This window comes from Shewanella sp. DW31 (assembly GCF_015767295.1).
Lineage (GTDB): Bacteria > Pseudomonadota > Gammaproteobacteria > Enterobacterales > Shewanellaceae > Shewanella > Shewanella oncorhynchi.
The window spans coordinates 57,871-77,350 of record NZ_JADWMP020000004.1 but is presented as its reverse complement, the minus strand read 5'-3'; the positions used below and the strand labels follow the sequence as shown (position 1 = coordinate 77,350).

Sequence of the window (19,480 nt, the reverse complement as noted above, 5' to 3'; positions counted from 1 at the left end):
TGTTACTTCACTGATTTTTCGATTCTGTCCTGCAAGTCATTACCAATTTGCAGACTTCTAAATAATTGCAGCATGTTCTCTTCGTGGGAGTAATTCAAGTGGATAGGGCGTTCAATCCCTTCACCGCGGCCTTTCACTTCGACGAGTAGTTTAGCATCACCGGCTTGGTCCATATCAAAGCTGCTTGATAATTGACTGTATTGTAAGTGTTCTAACGTTGAAAAGACAAAGTCTAGATACGGTTGGGATTGGCGCATCTGCTCAACGGCGGGGTTGCCTGAGATAGCGATGAGGCCGCCGGGTGCGCGCGCGGCTAATTGCCCGCCAGTGATCGACACTTTGCCGTTGATTAAATCGACGGGCAACACGCCATCGAATATGCCGTCGGCATAGATGCCAATTTGCGGTTGAATACGCAGGACCTCTTCTAGACTCATGGCCTGCAGTAACAGATAGGCATGGGATTTATCCTGCAATTTAAGATTAAATTCTGGCAGCAGAAACTGGCCGCTGAGCACTTTGCCTTTGGCGGTCATGGAAACATCGGTGTCACTTAAGCCTGTGAGTTGTTGTATCCAATTGTCGGGCAATTTCTCGGCATCTTTGCCAAGGGCGATATCGGCTTCCACTTCGATATCGGTCAGTGGGAAGCCTGGATCAAATAAGTTAAAGGTCATCAGCGTCTGCGGGCAATTGAGCTTACTGAGGCTGCTAAAATAGCCTTTATCCTGCGGCTTGTTATGAGACTCTTTTTTATAAGATTGCCCCCAAGTGAACTCACATTGCGCTTGCAGTTTTCCCCCCTCAAAAATGATGTCTTTATAAAAGCCTTCAAGTTCTGTCATCGATTGAGTTATTTGCATGGCAAATTGGGTCTGATCGCGCTGTTGGGTTAAATTAAACTGCGCCTGTAATTGGTTATTACCTGTGACATTAAGCTCAGATGGTAAGGGTTGGGTTTGATTGAGCAAGGCCAGCGCCTCGGTCATGCTAGTGTTGACTACCCATTGGCCCGTTAACACTAAAGGATTGTTCGCGGTGGCAAGGTTCAACTTGTGTTGGCTTTGCAGCTCAACTGTGCCCACTTGCCAGTGCTCATCACCAAAGAGCGTGTTATTTTTCCAATCTAAGCTTTGTGCCAGCGTTAACTTGTCCAGCTTAAGTACGGTTTCTTTGCGGCTGCGGCCTTTGCTGCTGAGCTGTTTTTCGATATTTAGCTGACTGGCTTGCCATGCGAGTTGATTACGCCAAGTGGTAGAGAGCAGCGAGTCGAACAGCGCTTCGATATTGGGTTTAAGTTCAAATGACATGGCTTTTTGTAATGCAATCGAGAAACTGCCCGCATTCATATCGGTTTTCGTTATGATGCTAGTGCTAGCATTTTTATCCGCATTAGCCTCAGTGACTACACCATCTGTCACTAAAGTCTGTTTGGTCTGCGAAAAATACAGTTGCTCCAGTGCTAAGGTTAAAGGTGGTATGGCAAGGGTTAACCTGTTTGCGGTATCAGATGTGGGTACTGAGCTTTGCGCTGGACTGACTTTCTGAATGCTAGCGTTTTGAATACCAGAACTCTGAGTATGAGTGCTTTGCTGCGAGCTTATGTTCAGCGGCGCGAGGGCATTTATCGCGATACTACCAAGGCTAAACTCTGCATGTTTAGCCGCATTTTTATTTTGCATGCTAATACGCTTAAGCTCACCCACGGCGAACTCTAGCGTGTTGCCAGTATCTTGTTTTGTTGATTGAGTCAGTTCAGTCGACTCGGTAGCGGCAGTGATGAATTGCCAATCGGTTGAACTTGGCGTCTGAACTAAGTTAAATGTGCCTGCTGTTGTTAACTGACTATTATTCCAGCTAAAGTCCTGCGGTGGATTTGCCCACAATTCAGATAATTGCATTGAGCCTGTTTGCCTCGTACTAAGGCGCCAATCTGTTTTGAAGGACAGTGCTTCGATTGATTTTGTGATTTCAACATTGGCCAAATCGACTTGGGTATCGAGCTTACTGCCTAAGGTCTTAAGCTTCACTCGAGGAAGTTTAATCGCAAGGGGATTAGCTAAGTGCACATCTTGCGGAATTTGAGTCAGCGGGTAATGCAGGGCTTCAGGCAATGTCAGTGCGATTCCCACTGGTGTATCTGTACTTTTGAGCCCCGATAGCAGCTTAGCGATTTGACTCGCTGTCTGATCAGGCACTTGCTCAGTTATCGGTTGAGATACTGGTTCAGATACTGACTGAGATGAAGGTTTAGCCAGCGTCTCATCGAGCAGCTGCATCAATCGTTGTTGCTGCTCTGTATTTGGACTCAGCGCTAAGCTAAAGGGCTCTAGTTTTAGGTCAAGTTCGGCTAAATGCCCTGCAATCTTAAATGCTAACTCAGACTTAGGTGCAAGCTCGGGTTTAGGCGCAAGCTCTAGTGCAGCCAGTTGATTAAAGGTCAGCTTTGGATCGATTAATTGATGCTCACTGATAAGTTCGCCTGAGGTTAAAGTGATACTGCTGTTGGATACCAATTGGCCTTGTAAATCAATTGCTAACGCTTGCCACTCTTTATCAAGCTCAGTTAACGGACTCAGTACACTGTCTTGCGCTTGCCTCAGGCTGATTTGATGCAAGCTCGCAAGCAGCGGCGCGAGCTGGATTTGACTCATGAGTTGCCATTTGTTGGTTTCGAGTATGGCTTTAAGTGTGGCGATGCTTTCGCCTGCGTGACTAAACTCGCTGTTGATTTCCCCCGCGCCGTTGAGGCTCAACTTGTCCATCACCAAACGATAGGCGGATAAATCATTTTGGGTGTTGAGATGCTGGGCTTTGAGAATAAGACTGGTTTTTCCGATATCGATGAGTGGTAATGATTTGATATCTAAGACCAATGCGGGGCCTTGTTCATCGATGGCATTTCGATTGGGTAAAAACAGTGATTGCCCTAACTCGACTTCAATATTACCTGTGGATATTTGGGTGATTTTTTGAGTGAGGTAAGAGGCTTGGCTGAACTGTTTCAGTTCGGCAAAACTCTGTGGCCAGTCAAGTTTTAGCTGAATATTCAAATCATTAAGCTTGATATGGCTATCATGCACCCTCAGATTGGCAGAGGTAATTCGCCAATGTTCTAACTGACTTTGCCCTAATTCAATGTCAATCAGTTCGCTGTCCATACCTGTGAGGGCAAAATTTGCCGCCCGTATGATGAGTTGTTCAGCCTGGGTATTCACAATCCAAACAGTTAACGCCACGCCCGCCAAGATGCCCGTTAAGCTGGTCGCCAATAAGGTTTTTTTTAGGGGGAATTTACGGCGATTTTGCGCAGCAACATGAGTATCCGTTCCAAAATCTAAAGCACCACTGCGAGGGCCTGCAGATATCTGCGTTGCCTCGTGCTGAAGTGCCTTGCTATCAGAGGCATTGCCACGGCTTGGCTTGTTGTGGATTGGCATTGGGTTTGATATTTATCCTTTATTGAAAGAGCCCTGATCAAACTCGTGCTTTAGCAGTGCAAAAATACACGAATGTGTATATTTCATTGGCACTTTTAATTTGTTCGGTTACTTCGGAGCTTTTATATCGCGCACGAGCACCTGAGGCAGTTTAACACTCACGGGCTTAGCTGACTAATGTGAAAGGATCATTGAATAGACAAGCGCCTGCTGTCAATAGTTGAGGTTTTACAGGCTCTTGTACTTCATCTTTTATTCGAGCTAGCGAACTTTTGGTTAACTCACTCTTGGTGAGTGAATTGCGGCTAGCTAAATATCTGGGCGGCGATCACCACAATTCCGCAAAGTGTGGCGAGCATTAAGGCTAACTTTCCGCCCGCAACGCGGTAACCCATCGGCATATTGGCAGCGTCTCGCATCTGGCGCTGTGTCCACACCATGGTCACAGGTAAAAAGATGGCGAGGATCACCAGCGCAATCGCCGCGTAGCCTAGGGCGGCGATAAAACCTTGAGGGTAGAAGAGGGCAAAACCTAAGGGCGGTAAAAAGGTGATAGCCGCGGTTAAGCTTCGACCTGTTGCATTATCTTCTTGCCTTAAGCTTGAGGCCATAAAATCGAACAAACCTAAACTCACCCCTAAAAACGAGGTCGCAAGGGCGAGATCGGCAAATAGACTTATAGCGCTACTTAAGTATTCACTGTGCAGTACGCTCGCCAGTTGATTGATAAAGCTTGATAAACTCTGGTTTTCGAGCAATTGACTTTGGCTTAATACGCCTTGACTGCCCAGTTGCCACAAAAGGTAAATAACTAATGGCAAAGCCGAGCCAAACAACATGATCCTTCGCAGGGCTTTGACTTCAACGCCCAAGTAGCGCACCACTGATGGAATCGAACCGTGAAAACCAAAGGAGGTAAAAATCACCGGAATAGCCGTGATAATTAGGCCTTGGTTGAGCGGGAGTTCGAGCAAATGTGGGCTTTCAACCTGCGGCAGTAACAAGGCCAACATAAGCAATAATGCCAATAGCTTAAGGGCAAATAAACCGCGATTGATGAGATCCACACAGTGGGTTCCCATGCCCACAATGGCGCCAACCAGCAGGGTGAATAGGATTGCACCCGCCTGCGGTGGCAAATTTAGTCCTAGCCAAGTGCTCAGCTTTTGGTTCACTTGCTCGCCGCCGCCAGCAATGTAGGCGGCGCAGAGGGCGTACAGTAAAAACATCAAGGCGCTATTGGCGATCAACTGGCCCTTACGACCCAATAAGCGCTGCGCTAAGTGATTAAGGCTGGCATCGCTGGGGGCGAATTGATGTATTTCCACCATAAGCAGTGCCGTGTAGGCCATCAGCGCCCATAGGATGAGCATAATGGCGGAGGAGGTGCCAAAACCGAGTCCAGCCGATGCGATAGGCAAAGCCAGCATACCCGCGCCGATTGTGGTGCCGGCGATAAGCAGTAAACTGCCGAAAATTTTATTCTGTGTCATAACATGATCTCAAAAGCGTGTCGCAAGAAAAAGAGATAAAGACTTGATCCTAAAGCAACCGTCTTAAAGGATTTTGATGCGATTCAAGCACAAAATGATTTAAGCAAATGAGACAGTGGCGCTCAGCGGATCCGAAAGGATATGGCCACAATGGAAGGTCAGGCGAGGTGCCTTTATACCCAAACAACCTGAAGATGCAGGATTCAGAGGGAGTTTAACGCACTTTAGGCAAGGCGGTTATTTGCAGACCTAGCGGGCTAAGTTAAAAATAACCAACACCGCATAAAGTGCGTTAAAACCCGCCGGGACGGAGCGTCTAGGGTACTCCACTCCCGTGTTGCATCAATTCAAAAGGTGGTCGACATTCTGTCATTGATGCGCCTTGAATTGAAGCCCCCTAGGCGCTCTGAAACTCGTATCTTCAGGTAGCTTGGGTATATCCATTGCGGCTACAGATAGGGAGTATAAAAGGGTGTGAAACACATAAAACTTGCCTTAGCGTGTGTTGAGTAAAAACGGATAAGTGTTTTGATGCCTTGCCTTAATAACCTAACGGCAACGGAGGTTACCATAGGGAACTGAAATGTACTTGTCAACCATTACAACAGTATTTTGATTATTTTTTGTCACAGGATTAAGGCGCAAGATATTCATTGTTTACATTGCGGCAATGGCACTTGAGGGAATCGCGCGATAAAAAATGCCGCCGACTTGATTTAAGCGGGCGGCATTTTTAGCGGTAAAATCGATAGTAAGACATCAGGAACAGTAAGCAGATTATGCTTTGCTCTCTAGCGCCTTTTCATGTCTTGCCAGCAAATTTGCTGTGATGTCACTGAGGCTTAAGTTTTGATCTTCAAGCAATACCAGCAAGTGATAGATAAGATCTGAGGCTTCGTTAACTAGCTCTTCTTTATCGTGGGTCGCAGCGGCAAGGGCGGTTTCAAGACCTTCTTCCCCGACCTTTTGGGCGATACGTTTCGTGCCGCGCGCAAACAAAGACGCCGTGTAGCTGGAATCGGCACTTTGCCCTTTACGCGAGGTGATTAAGCTGGCGAGGTTGTTCAAAAATGGGTGCGCATTGTCATCTAACCAGCAACTTTCGGTGCCTTTGTGGCAGGTTGGGCCGTTGGGGATCACTTGAACTAACAGGCTGTCGTTATCGCAGTCTTTATCAATAGCCACCAATTTTAGCGTATTGCCTGAGATTTCACCCTTAGTCCACAAACGCTGTTTTGAGCGGCTGAAAAAGGTCACATCACCTGTGCTTAAGGTTTTTTCCAGCGCGGCCTTATCCATATAACCGAGCATTAATACCTTGCCCGATAAGTGATTTTGGATCACGGCAGGAATAAGTCCATCCTGTTTGTCCCAATCCAGCTCGCTAAAATCCGATTTAGTGTGTGTTTGCGTTGACATAGTGTTCACTCTTAATTTGTTGATGCTTTTTAGCGACGTATTGTGGTTGCTAGCTCTTACTCATGCTCTTACTGTAGCGGTAGGCGCCATTAGCTCGCTATAAACGATTGACCGCGAGCGGCTAATTGCAATAGCTAGCGCCTAATCGCAATGCCTTCGGCCGCTAAATAGGCTTTTAACTCACCAATGTTGATAATCGCCTTGTGGAATACGCTCGCTGCCAGCGCCGCATCGACCTTGGCTTCAATAAACACATCACGGAAATGCGCCATAGTTCCAGCGCCGCCCGAGGCAATCAAAGGCACGTCGCAGATGGCGCGAACAAGACTTAACTGCTTGATATCATAGCCGCCGCGCACGCCGTCTTGGTTCATCACATTGAGCACGATTTCACCACAACCTCGTTTTTGTACTTCTTCAACCCAGTCTTGGGTAAACCACTGAGTATCCTTAGTCGCCGCTTCATCGCCGGTAAATTGTTTTACCTTATAGCTGTTGCTGGTGGCGTCGAAAAAGGAGTCGATGCCAATCACGATACACTGGCGGCCGAACTCGTCCTGCAGGCGTGAGATTAAACTTGGATCGGTCAAGGCGGGCGAGTTAATCGAAATCTTATCCGCCCCAAAGGCTAATAATTCACGGGCTTGGCTAATGGTTTTAATGCCACCTGCCACGCAGAAGGGAATATCAATCTGCTCCGCCACGCGGCTCACCCAAGATTTATCGACCACACGTTCGTGGGCGCTGGCAGTAATGTCATAAAACACCAGCTCATCGGCGCCTTCTTCGGCATAACGCGCGGCTAAGGGCACGATATCACCGACAATTTCGTGGTTACGAAACTGCACGCCTTTCACTACTTTACCGTCTTTCACATCTAAACAGGGGACTAGTCGTTTGGCCAGCATTGGATTGCCTCCACCACGTTAAACTGATTGATAAGCAAGGCTTTGCCTATAATGATGCCCGCCGCGCCGCTATCACGCACGGCGGCAACATCCTCAAGAGTTGCAATACCGCCGGAGGCTTGCCAAGCGATATCGGGATAACTTGCAGCAATTTCTTGATAAAGCGCGGTATTCGCGCCCGTTAAGGTGCCGTCACGGCTAATATCAGTTACTAGCGCATGCTTTAAGCCGACCGCGCTAAAGGCTTCTACAAGGGATTCTAAACTCTTACCACTGCCACTTTGCCAACCGGATACGGCGACAATTTTCTCGCCGCTTTGGTTGATATTGACATCGAGTGCGAGGCAAATCGCTTCGCTGCCGTATTTGATAAACCATTGTTTGACTAACTCAGGTTCTTTCACCGCCAGTGAGCCAATCACCACGCGTTTTACGCCGATATTTAATAATTCAGTGACTTGTTCTTCTGTCCGAATGCCGCCGCCCACTTGAATATTAGCGTTTAGTCCCGCCACGAGTTGACTAATAAGGAGAGTTTGGCGTTTAGCGGGATCTTTCGCACCTGTTAAATCAACGATATGCAACCACTTCGCGCCTTGAGCCTCGTAGGATTGCAGCTGCGCCAAAGGACTTAAATCAAAGGTGGTCTGCTGGCCGTAATCACCTTGATAGAGGCGGACGACATTGCCATCAATTAAATCAATTGCAGGAATAATCATAAGCTCAGATCCTTGATTGATTTGTTTATAAGTGATTTATTAATAACTAGTTTTTTGATGAGTAATTTATTCATTGGTCAGCCTTCTTTACATCCGCTTGGCCATCAGCAGAGTTGCTTTGCAGCGCTTTGTTCATCAGCGCTTCGTTCATCTGTAACTCGTTCATCTGTAACTCGTTCATCTGTAACTCGTCCATCAGTAAAAAGTTACGCAGAATTTGCGCGCCCACGGCGGCACTTTTTTCGGGGTGGAACTGCACGCCCATAAAGTTGCCTTTGCCGATGGCGGCGCTAAAGCCTTCGCCATAGGAACATTCGGCTAAGGTAAATTCACTCAGCGGCGCGCGGTAACTGTGGACGAAATACACATAACTGCCATCTTCAATACCCGCAAACAGCGGATGAACGCTAGGGCTGTTGGCGCCTTGTGAGTTGGTCGTGAGCTTTAGTTGATTCCAGCCCATGTGCGGCAAAGGCAAGCCTTCAGCTTTGAGTAACTGCGTATCCAGCTCGCAAATGTCGGTCGGGATTATGCCTAAGCACTCGCAATCTTGACCTTTTCCGCCGCGCTCCTTAGAAATTGCCGCCAACATTTGCATGCCAAGGCACACACCCAGCACAGGTTGAGTCAGGCCTTGAATGAGTTCGACCAAGCCTTTTTCATGTAAGGACGCCATGGCGGCACCCGCCGTGCCCACACCCGGCAGTACCACACGTTTTGCCGCTTTGATTTTGGCTTTATCGTCTGTGACCAATACCTTAACGCCTAAACGCTCGAAGGCGAAACGTACTGAGTTTAAGTTGGCACAGCCCGTGTCTATGATGACGGTTTCAGCATCTGGTGATGCATTTGCTGTTAATTGCTGGCCAGCTGTTAATAGAGTGTCTTGTTGCATCCTAACCTCTTAAACCATTTATGCTGATGCCTTAAAGCACGCCTTTGCTCGATGGCAGAATATCGCCTTCAACTTTAACTGCTTGGCGTAGCGCGCGGCCGAGCACTTTAAACAGGGCTTCAACCTTGTGGTGATCGTTATCGCCTTCGGTTGACACATGCAGCGTACAGCGCAGGCCATCGGCAAAGGAGCGGAAGAAGTGCGGCACCATTTCAGTGGCCATTTCGCCGACGTGCTCGCGCTCAAAATCGGCCGAGAACTTGATAAAAGGGCGGCCAGAGATATCCAGCAGGCATTCGCCCTTGGCTTCGTCCATCGGCAGACTAAAGCCGAAACGGGCAATGCCGCGTTTGTCACCGAGCGCTTGGCGCAGGGCATCACCTATGGCTAGCGCAGTGTCTTCGACGCTGTGGTGATCGTCGATTTCTAAATCGCCATCGACTTTCACATCCATTCTAAAATTACCGTGGGTAGCAATTTGATCGAGCATGTGGTCGAAAAAGCCAATGCCAGTGTCGATTTTGCCTTTAACGGGGCTGTCGAGATCCACAGTCACACGAATGTCGGTTTCTTTGGTGGTACGTACGACTGTGGCGGTGCGGCCTTTATTGAGCAGCACATCGGCGATGGCGTTCCAGCCTAAAGTGTCGCGTTGATATTTCAGGCTTTTAATGCCCATGGCATTGCCCAGCTCCACATCCGTTTCGCGATCGCCAATCACCGCCGATTGGGTGAAATCGATGCAACCTTGGGTGAGATAGTCTTTTACTAGCCCCAGCTTAGGTTTACGGCAGCTGCAATTTTCATCATTAAAGTGTGGGCAAATCACCACATCTTCAAAGTTAACCCCTTGGCTTTTGAGGATTTGCATCATCATATTGTGGGGCGCGTCGAAATCTTCCTGCGGGAAAGACGGTGTGCCAAGGCCGTCTTGATTGCTGACCATGACTAAACGAAATCCCGCCTTTTGCAGACGTAGCAAAGCGGGGATCACCTGTGGCTCGAACACTAATTTAGCCAGACAATCGACCTGTTTGTCGGTGACGGGCTCTTCAATCAAGGTGCCATCGCGGTCGATAAACAGAATTTTTTGTGCAACGTTTGGGATAAATTGTGGGTTCATGGCTCTACCTTCAAATTCAATTCGTTTAGCTAATGCTTAAGCTGATTTTACCTTCAGCGCGGCATTCGCTTTTTATTGGTTTTATTAGTTTTTATGTTCAGTTACTTATTATTCGTTTCTGGTGACTGCTCAGTGTGTTGCGATTCAAATAAATTCACTAACACATCGGTATCCGCCTTTGAACTAAAGCTAAAGCGGATAGCCTTGGCAAGCCTTGGGTCTTTGTAGGCGCGGGCGACAACGCCGCTGCCTTGCAGTAACGCCGCGACCTTGGCGACATCATCAAATTCAGCCAGCACATAATTGCCGTTAGGCTTAAGCACGCGGGCGCGCGAATCTGAACTATTCGATTTTGAACAATAAGCGCTGATCGCCGCGGTGAGTCTGGCGCCTTGCTCATTTAATTCAGCAACTTGCACTTTCATCCGCGCAACGCCTGCGTTTGATAGCGCCTGGGTGGCGACTTCACTCACGGGTAGCGGCACAGGATAGGGCGCAATCACGCGCATAATGATTTTGACTACGGCCTCGTTTGCCAGCATAAAACCACAGCGTGCGCCGGCGAGTGCGAAGGCTTTTGACAGGGTGCGCAGTACCACTAGATTCGGATAGCTTTCCAGCAAATCCGCCACACTGTATTCAGGGCAAAACTCAATATAGGCCTCGTCGATGACCACAAGCGCGTCGGGCAAGGCTTTGATTGCTTGCTCGATAATGGCTTTGTCGATCACTGTGCCAGTCGGGTTATTGGGATTGCAGATAAACACCAGTTTTGCGCCGCGAACGTCCTCGGCATAGCTTGTCGGCAAGCCATATTCCGCGCTGAGATTTAATGCTTTAACGCCCACATTAAAGGTGTTCGCGCTGATGGCATACATGCCGTACGTCGGGCCAAAGCAGGCAATGCTGTCGACGCCAGGTATACAAAAGGCGCGAATTAATAGTTCAATTGCTTCATCGGCGCCGCGACTGGCGACTATCTTACGCTCGCTTACACCGCTGTACTCGCTGTAGGCCTTGATAAGCTGCGGCGGTTGGCATTCTGGGTAACGATTCAATTTTGATAAATCGAGCGCTGCGGTATCGACATTATTGAAGGGTGATTCGTTGGCATTGATCCAAATATCACCACGACCGCCCAGTCTGCGGGCACTCTGGTAGGGCGTTAAATCCAGTAACTCAGGGCGCGCTAAACGCTCGGCTAAATTTAGCGGCGCCGATTGCGTTAACGTTGATGGTGTTAACTTTGATGCCGTTAATGCTGTGGGTTCTGCTGTCTTTTCCATGCTGCTCATTTGGCTCATTTTCTTCACTCAGCTCTATTTTTATAAACTTAAGGGCTAATCACTTAAGAGTTATTCACTTAAGTGCTAATCATTTAAGATCTAGGCGGGTCATTTCTCTAGGCTAGCTAAACGTACTGCGACCGCATTTTTGTGCGCATCGAGCAATTCGTTACTGGCTAACGTCATGACTGCTTGCCCCAATCCTATTAAGCCCTTAGCGCTGAGTTCCTGCACGGTAAAGCGGCGGCTAAAGTCGGCTAATGACAGGCTCGACACGGCGCGGCTGTAACCGTAAGTCGGTAGCACGTGGTTGGTGCCACTGGCATAATCGCCAACAGATTCAGGTGTATAAGCGCCTAAAAATACCGAGCCCGCCGCGCGAATGTTTTTCAGTACCTCGCGGGGAAAGCGCGTTTGAATGATCAAGTGCTCAGGCCCATATTGATTGGAAACCTGCGCGGCTTGCTGCATATCGTCCACAACAAAAGTGCGACTGCTGAGGAGCGCCGTTGTAGCTATATCACAACGCGGCAGGGCAGCAAGTTGTCTTGTCAGCGCGTCATTGACGCCATTGGCGATCGCTTGCGAGTCTGTCACTAAAATCACTTGTGAATCAGGGCCGTGCTCCGCTTGCGAAAGCAAATCGGCGGCGATAAATTCGCAATTGGCGTCGCTATCGGCAATCACTAACACCTCAGAAGGACCAGCCGGCATATCGATACACACAGTGCAGCGGCCATCCTGTGACACTAAGCGTTTAGCTTCTGTCACGTAGCGATTACCTGGGCCAAAAATCTTATCGACCGCGGGAATAGTTTCTGTGCCAAAGGCCAGTGCCGCAATGGCCTGCGCGCCACCCACTTGATAAATTTCAGTGATCCCGCAGGCATTGGCGGCATAGATAATGGCATTGTTGATCGGCGGTGGGCTGACCAATACTCTTTGTTCGCAGCCGGCGATCTTGGCGGGCAGGGCGAGCATCATCACGGTAGAAATTAATGGCGCGCTGCCACCGGGGATATATAAACCCACTTTTTCAATCGGTTCGCTACGTAGCTCGCAGCGTACTCCCGCCTCGGTTTCCATATCAATCGGACGAAATTGCTGGGCGCTGTGAAACACATCTATATTCGCCATGGCTTTGGCGATCGCCGCTTTCAGCTCTGGTGATACCCGTGCGCTTGCCGCAGCAATCTCGGCTTCACCCATGCGCAGCTCATCACTTCCTTGTCCATTTAAATTTTTGGTCGCGCTATTGAAGCCATCAAACTTTTGATTAAATTCGGCAATGGCGGCATCACCCCGCGTTGCCACTGCATCGATAATGGCGCGAACGCTTTGCTCTAAGCCGATGTCACCAATTAAAGGCGAGCGTTTCAGCGCCGTTTTTTGCTCGGCGGTTGATAAGGTTGACCAAGTTAGGATTTCCATACATTACCCCATCATTTTTTCGATTGGCATTACCAGAATCGAGCTGGCACCGAGTGCGGTCAGCTGTTCCATAGTATCCCAGAACAAATCTTCGGTACTGACGGCGTGTATAGCAACGCGGTTAGTATCATCATTTAATGGCAATACGGTTGGGTTTTCCGCGCCGGGCAGCAGGGCGACGATTTGATCTAAGGTCTCGGTTGGCGCGTGCAGCAGGATATATTTGCTCTCACGGGCGCGGATAACGCCATTGACGCGGGACAGAATTTTGTCGATGAGTGCTTGTTTAGTCGGTGTTTGGGTTTGGGTCGATTGAATGATGCAGGCCATAGAGCGGTAAATCACTTCGGTTTCGTATAAACCGTTGGCCTCTAAGGTGGCGCCCGTCGACACGAGATCACAAATCCCATCGGCAAGGCCGGCACGCGGGGCGACTTCAACCGAGCCTTTTAACATACAGTCGCGATAAGTTATGCCTTTTTGTTGCATAAAACGGCGCAGAAGGTTCGGATAAGAAGTGGCGATGCGTAATCCTTCTAACGAGGAGGCATCGGCGTAACTGAATTCTGTTGGTACGGCTAACGAAAGGCGACATGATCCGAAATCTAACTGACGCAGTTTGAGACAATCTGCGGGTTTGTTCAGAGTTTGACGCTCGATTTGTTCTTCTTCGAGCACGTTTTCACCTATGATCCCCATATCGACTACGCCGTCCATCACTAGACCTGGGATATCGTCATCACGAACGCGCAGTAAATCGATAGGCATATTGTCAGCATGAGCGATAAGGCGTTGTTCATTAATGGAAAATTTAACACCACAGCTTTTTAGCAGTTGCTGAGAGTCAGTAGAAAGACGGCCAGATTTTTGGATGGCGATGCGTAAACGGTTCGATTCAGTCATAGTGTTATCTCGCTCAAAAGTATCAAAATTAAAAGATTCAAAAAGTGTTGTTTAATCGGTTTAATACGCCTTGCCATTCAATGGGCCCTAGCTAAGAAATCTAGCTAAGTGTTCTAGCTAACGTATTGATAATTTATTAAATATCTAAAGTTGCTTATTTAAATTAAAACCCAAATTAACGCCTAAATGCAAAAACCCCCGGAATTCCTTCCAGGGGTTTATGATCATCTTGAATCAGTCCGCCAGAAGGATATAGTCCTCCGGCAGTGAGCGTCCGAAGGCTACCGCATATGGTGGTGATGGTGGTGGATAGCGTTCAGTAGTGGGCTCATTTTACTCTCTCGGTATTTAACTTTATTGGCTTAACTGCTCGAAATACAGTGAAGCGTTGAATTCGTTGTTACGGACGTCTACCCGTATAAGTGGATTTAAACTAACCGCTTTTATGAGCCTTTGCAACAGCCAATTTGAATTAAATGAGAATATTTATGCGTTTTTGTGAAAGCCAGAGGGTTATCGTTAAATAAAGTTATTGAGCATATTTGTTGGTGGGATGTTGAAAGTGGATGGAAATGTGTTGGAAGTCGTGCAGGGGATTCGTAACTTGAGTTGTGAGCATTTGCTGATATTCATTAATACAGGCTTGCCATGGTGTTCACTCACCGACTCGCAGCTAGTCCTATATGGACACCTCAAATAGATCAACCACTTTTTGAGTAACAGAAAGTAATACTGCGTACGTATATCCGACCTGTTTGTGAGAATCTTTGTTCTCTGGCCTTAATGAGAACCGCGCCTTTGCTGCTTATCGTCCTTTCGGAGTCATATGCTCCTTGTACTCTCTCAGCATCTGCAAAGGCCGGTATTACCTGTTACTTCATTATCTGTAGTCGTGTTTTAAGGTGAGTTTAATACTCGATTTTTACATATTAACAAGGCCGATATTCGCTGCGATGAAACAGCATAGCCCAGATGATCCGTGCCAATTTGTTTGCAATTGCTACTGCCGCTTTCTGTTTACCTCGCCGCTCAATCACCTTTAAGGCCCATACGGAGATCCTGTCATTACTCTTACTTGCATAGCGAATAATCGACCAAGCTCCCTGGATCAGTTGCCGCCGCAGATAGCTGTTACCTCGTTTGGTTATGCCGCCCAATTTCTGTTTCCCCCCCACTGGAAAACTCTTTAGGAACCAGTCCTAAATTTGCAGAAAAATGCCGAGCACCATGATAGCCAGAGCCATCACCGGCAAATGACACCGCGGCAGTGGCAATGATTTCTGCAACGCCTCTTATACCCATCAGTCGCTTGGCATCCGGGTGCGTTCTTGCCTGCAGTTTGATATCTTTTTCCAGCGAACCTATTGCAACGTTGATCGCACGCAACTCTTCCATCAGCTCACGCATGTATTGGCGTGCAATCGTAGTGAGTTGATTACTGGCATCCTCAAGTAATTCCGGCAGCAAAAGATTCAATGGATTACGTCCTTTAGGGAGGGCTATTCCATATTCACTTAGTAAGCCTCTGATTTGATTGGTTAGTGCAGTGCGTATTCTGATCCGGCGCTCGCGAATTCTGTGGGTAATGATGATATCAACCTGCGCTAAGGTTCTCGGCTGGACGAAAATCAGGTTCGGTCTCTGCGCCGCCTCACAGATAGCGAAGGCATCATTGCGATCGTTCTTATTGCCTTTGACAAATGGCTTAACATGCTGAGGCGGGATCAGTTTGACGTCATGCCCGAGAGAAAGTAACTCTCTGCCCCAATAGTTAGAGCCACTGCAGGCTTCCATCGCAATAGTGGCATCAGGGTAAGTACGCAGAAAAGTCAGGAGCTGAGCACGTTTAATCGAACGGTTAAAAACACTCTTGCCTGCTTGATTAACTCCACATACTTGGAAGATATTTTTGCGAGATCAATTCCTATTAGTGTAACTTTCATTTTGGACACCTTTTGTTGTTATTGAACGTGCAAATTCAATATGGCGTAAATGACGCCTACTTCACAAGAGGTGTCCATCCCATCATCCTTGGATGCTCGACCGCCCCGTCCATGGGGCGGACGGTCGTCTCGCTAATCACCATGGCCTACCTTTTTAGCATTAGCATAAACTGTAGGTTTTAAGGAGACACGCAGCACGCTTTTGGACAAAAGTGCGGAAGATCTATTACTCACAATCGTCTAGTTCACATTACGATAAGTATGGCGAAGGTCAAAAAACGTAGACATTGCTGAGGTCAATTCTAACTAGATGGCCAAATTAACCGTACCACTACAAACAATGGGTGGCTTAGAAAAACTTGAACAACATCGATTGTTAGATGTGTTCATTTATGATGAATGTATAAAACGGCGTAGTTTCATCCTCGATTAACTCACGTACTGAATTAAGCTGTAATCGTTTTGATACCGCTTTAAAAAAGCGCAAAGCCAGTTCATTTTCTTTGAACGTAGCGACCAGTATCGGTGTGCTAATCTGCTCAAATATTTGACGGACTACTTCGAGCGCAATCCAACCACCGCGATATTTAGGAAGAATAAAGAGGTCAGCCAGTTCCCAGATAAGCCTTTTTTCATCTTCAACCCATTCTAGTAGAACAAAGCCTACCAATACTTCATTTACCCAAATGAGGTAGGCTTTTGCCTCTTGTGAGTTAACATAGGATTCAAGATCTGAGGCTGTAGAGCCATCATATAACCCATCAATGCCTATATCTTCTTTACTCCAAGATGTTGAATCAAAATAATAAAGTTGGAGCAGACGTTGTAGCGTTGTGGTGTCACTTGTTTTTAAATTGATAAGACTAACGTTTGACATCATTCATCCTGATTACCTGCGTCTTAGTATTGATGCTTGGGCACTGAAACATCCTGTTATCGAGCGTATATACTGGTATAGAGTTTTGCTTTGCTGAGGTAGCTTATTTATTTCAAATGGTTAGTGGCAGGCTGAAATCGACAGAAGTTTGCGAACCGTTACAGCTAGCGCACATGCTTTGGCGGATGCTAGCAAATACCGACGTTTAAATTGGCGTTAATTACGCGGCTAACTTGTAGTCTTATCTCAAATCAGCATAATGCTTCGAGCTGTTAAGCTTAACGCTATTGTTTACGGCAGTGGCATGCGGTACTAACCATTGTTTGTGCTTATAAAGTTTCACTATGCATTCGCTCAGTAATTTATTGTGTGGACTTGCAGTACTGTTTTCACTGACGTTCCTAACACCTTGATAAAGGATTGATTCTCCCTTTGACTCGCTCCCGCCAACCGACATCAAAGCATGTTTCCTCTAAAGAAACTGTCGCTAAGCCTTCTGCTTTAAAAGGCGCCGCTGCGGTGAGTCGACTCGCGTCCGAAGTGCAACGCGCATTTTTGCCCGATGGAGTATTGTCTAAACATATTCAAGGATTTAGTGCGCGAACAAGCCAGATGCAGATGGCACAGGAAGTGAGTGAGGCGATAGCGGCGAAGGGGAATGTAGTAATTGAGGCGGGTACGGGGGTAGGTAAAACCTTTGCGTATTTGATCCCCGCGATATTGAGCGGTAAGCAAGTCATCGTCAGTACGGGCAGTAAAAACTTGCAAGAGCAGTTGTTTTTTAAAGACTTACCCGCGCTGGTCGCCATGTTGGGAATTGAGCCAAAACTGGCGCTGCTAAAGGGGCGTAATAATTATCTGTGCCAGTGGCGACTCGATAAGCAAATGAGCGAGGCGACACATATCGATGCGCGTTTGTTGGATGATTTGTTGAAAATCAATCAGTGGGCGAGCACCTGCAAAGATGGTGATATTGGCGGCTTAACCTCAGTGCCTGAGAATTCTTCGGCGCTGCCGCTTGTGGTCAGCACTAAGGAAAGCTGTATTGGTAAGCGCTGCGATTTTTACGATGCCTGCTTTACCCGCAAGGCGCGCAGCCGTGCTCTGGATGCCAAAATTATTGTGGTTAACCACCATTTATTTTTCGCCGATAGTGTACTGAAAGACACGGGCTTTGCCGAGTTATTACCCGATCCTGATGTGGTGATTTTCGATGAAGCGCATTTATTACCCGATATTTGCGTTAACTATTTTGGCCAGCAATGTTCGAGTCGTACTATCGATGATTTCATTCAAAAGCTACTCGCTATTTATCAGACTGAACTCAGTGATACTGGGCAACTCGCCCAATTTTGCCAGCGTTGCCTCGCTAAATTAAGTGATTGGCATAATCAGTTATATTCCTGCGGTGAATCCGATTGGCGTTTAGTGCTGGGCAATAAAGCGCTCGCGGGGGCGTCATGGGATTTATTAGCGGAATTAACCGCGCTGCAGAATTTATTAATGGCCCATATTGGCCGCAGTGAATTGTTAGATGATATCGCCATTAAGTTGGCGGAGTTGAATAACAAGCTCAGTGTGTTTTTTAACTGCGATAATAATCTGGCGGCCTACAGCATCGAATTTGGTAGTCGCTTTGTGGTGCTGCGAATTTCACCAATCAATATTGCCCGTGAGTGCCAACAGTTATTTGTGCCCGAAACCAGTTGGATATTTACCTCGGCAACTTTGCAGGTTAACCGCAGTCTTGTTCATTTTGCCCGAGAAATGGGTATCGTTGATGCGCAGCAAAGCATTCTCGACAGTCCCTTCGATTATCCCCGCCAAGCGGTATTTTGTGTGCCTAGACAACTTGGGAGCGTGACCAATCAACAGCAAGCGTTAAAGCAGTTGGTGGATGTGTGCGTGCAAGCGATAGATGCGGCACAGGGACGGACTTTTATTTTATTTACCAGCCATAAAATGCTCGAACAAGCGGCGCTGGCATTGCGAACTCGCACTCAGTATCCGCTGCTGGTACAAGGCCAAGCGGGTAAACAGAGTCTGCTGACTAAGTTTCGCCAACTCGGCAATGCGGTATTGCTCGGCACCAGTAGTTTTTGGGAAGGGGTGGATGTGCGCGGTAAATTGTTAAGCTGCGTGATTATCGACAAATTACCTTTTGTGTCGCCCGATGAGCCCCTGTATCGCGCCCGAGCCGACAATGTGAGTCGTCAGGGACTCGATCCTTTTACTGAAGTGTCGTTACCGCAGGCGATTATTGCGCTGAAACAAGGTGTTGGCCGTCTCATTCGCGATGAAAAAGATCGTGGTGTGCTGATCCTTTGCGATAATCGCATTGTGAATCGCTACTATGGCCAAGCTTTTTTAAACTCGCTGCCACCGATGGCGCGCACCCGTGACCTAGAAAAGGCATTGGCATTCTTGAGAACAATCCCCTGAGAGTCGTCTATGGCTTACCTAGCACAATTAAACTTGCCCTATTTGCCTGACATGGGATTCTGAGCTAAGTATTGAGCCGTTACACATATTGTAAGGATATAAAAATGGAGGTAAAAATTGCCACCTGTGAGCAATAGATGGCAAACACCCTTGGAGGTTGGGTCAAGTGGCATCCTGCCTAATGGTTCCATTCAAAATAAATAATTCTTCGGCCTTTGGTTTTAGATTTTTAGTGAATTAATGGCATTCTTTGCAAGCATCTGCTGGTGCTTTTTCTTGATGAGCGATATGGCAATTGGTGCATGTTAAAACGCCATCATGTTTAGTATGAGCTTCGCCTGCGAGTGTTTTCATTTCTCCATGGCATGATACACATTGCTGATTTTCAAAAACATAATCCGCTGAAGGTTTTTTATCTTTATGGCAGGATTCACAGTCAGATCTTTCAGAATGACTGTCGGCAAGTGATACCGCCATTAAATTCGTTGAAAAGCACAGTGCGCACATTAGCATCATCTTTTTAAGCATGTTATTTTCCTTTTTTTATTGTTGGTTAAATCATCATTCTGAAGCGAGTAAATCACATATCTAGCTATGAAAT

Annotated in this window: 13 protein-coding genes and 1 pseudogene; 1 reads left to right on the top strand and 13 read right to left on the bottom strand. The window is 47.4% G+C overall.

The window, feature by feature from the left end; genetic code table 11:
- Nucleotides 1-2: 2 nt before the first annotated feature.
- The 12 genes and pseudogenes from GWI56_RS04980 to GWI56_RS04925 all read right to left on the bottom strand — a co-directional run bounded on the left by GWI56_RS04980 (nt 3) and on the right by GWI56_RS04925 (nt 16,437).
- On the bottom strand, nt 3-3,440 hold the full coding sequence (locus GWI56_RS04980; RefSeq protein WP_198572299.1) for a YdbH domain-containing protein: 3,438 nt from the start codon (nt 3,438-3,440) through the stop codon (nt 3-5).
- Nucleotides 3,441-3,745: 305 nt separating this feature from the next.
- Nucleotides 3,746-4,933, bottom strand: coding sequence for an aromatic amino acid transport family protein (locus tag GWI56_RS04975; RefSeq protein WP_173244583.1), 1,188 nt, complete (start codon nt 4,931-4,933; stop codon nt 3,746-3,748).
- 777 nt (nt 4,934-5,710) lie between these two features.
- Nucleotides 5,711-6,352 (bottom strand): bifunctional phosphoribosyl-AMP cyclohydrolase/phosphoribosyl-ATP diphosphatase HisIE, encoded by a 642-nt coding sequence (gene hisIE / locus GWI56_RS04970; protein WP_173244587.1) that lies wholly within the window; start codon nt 6,350-6,352, stop codon nt 5,711-5,713.
- Between the two features lie 134 nt (nt 6,353-6,486).
- Nucleotides 6,487-7,260 carry an imidazole glycerol phosphate synthase subunit HisF gene (gene hisF / locus GWI56_RS04965; protein ID WP_006081894.1) on the bottom strand — a complete coding sequence of 258 codons (774 nt, stop codon included), beginning with the start codon at nt 7,258-7,260 and terminating at the stop codon, nt 6,487-6,489.
- Nucleotides 7,242-7,979, bottom strand: a complete 738-nt coding sequence (hisA, locus tag GWI56_RS04960; protein ID WP_198572298.1) for a 1-(5-phosphoribosyl)-5-[(5-phosphoribosylamino)methylideneamino]imidazole-4-carboxamide isomerase — start codon at nt 7,977-7,979, stop codon at nt 7,242-7,244. Before hisA ends, hisF begins: the two co-directional genes overlap by 19 nt.
- A gap of 70 nt (nt 7,980-8,049) precedes the next feature.
- Entirely contained in the window at nt 8,050-8,874 is an 825-nt protein-coding gene (gene hisH / locus GWI56_RS04955; protein ID WP_198572297.1) for an imidazole glycerol phosphate synthase subunit HisH, read from the bottom strand.
- 31 nt (nt 8,875-8,905) lie between these two features.
- Nucleotides 8,906-9,997, bottom strand: a complete 1,092-nt coding sequence (gene hisB, locus GWI56_RS04950; protein WP_198572296.1) for a bifunctional histidinol-phosphatase/imidazoleglycerol-phosphate dehydratase HisB — start codon at nt 9,995-9,997, stop codon at nt 8,906-8,908.
- Between the two features lie 101 nt (nt 9,998-10,098).
- On the bottom strand, nt 10,099-11,301 hold the full coding sequence (hisC, locus tag GWI56_RS04945) for a histidinol-phosphate transaminase (protein WP_198572295.1): 1,203 nt from the start codon (nt 11,299-11,301) through the stop codon (nt 10,099-10,101).
- A 90-nt stretch (nt 11,302-11,391) separates the two neighbouring features.
- Complete coding sequence (hisD, locus tag GWI56_RS04940) at nt 11,392-12,714, bottom strand: histidinol dehydrogenase (protein ID WP_198572294.1); 1,323 nt, start codon at nt 12,712-12,714, stop codon at nt 11,392-11,394.
- 3 nt (nt 12,715-12,717) lie between these two features.
- Nucleotides 12,718-13,617: an ATP phosphoribosyltransferase gene (gene hisG / locus GWI56_RS04935; protein WP_006086295.1), complete on the bottom strand. Its 900-nt coding sequence runs from the start codon at nt 13,615-13,617 to the stop codon at nt 12,718-12,720.
- Nucleotides 13,618-14,546: 929 nt separating this feature from the next.
- Nucleotides 14,547-15,560: pseudogene (locus tag GWI56_RS04930) on the bottom strand (IS110-like element ISShes7 family transposase).
- A gap of 376 nt (nt 15,561-15,936) precedes the next feature.
- Entirely contained in the window at nt 15,937-16,437 is a 501-nt protein-coding gene (locus GWI56_RS04925) for a GNAT family N-acetyltransferase (protein ID WP_198572293.1), read from the bottom strand.
- Between the two features lie 432 nt (nt 16,438-16,869).
- Between GWI56_RS04925 and GWI56_RS04920 the strand changes: the two genes are divergently transcribed.
- Nucleotides 16,870-18,879 carry an ATP-dependent DNA helicase gene (locus tag GWI56_RS04920; protein WP_198572292.1) on the top strand — a complete coding sequence of 670 codons (2,010 nt, stop codon included), beginning with the start codon at nt 16,870-16,872 and terminating at the stop codon, nt 18,877-18,879.
- 237 nt (nt 18,880-19,116) lie between these two features.
- Here GWI56_RS04920 and GWI56_RS04915 read toward each other — a convergent pair whose 3' ends face one another.
- Complete coding sequence (locus GWI56_RS04915) at nt 19,117-19,407, bottom strand: cytochrome c3 family protein (RefSeq protein ID WP_028759787.1); 291 nt, start codon at nt 19,405-19,407, stop codon at nt 19,117-19,119.
- Nucleotides 19,408-19,480 lie beyond the last annotated feature (73 nt).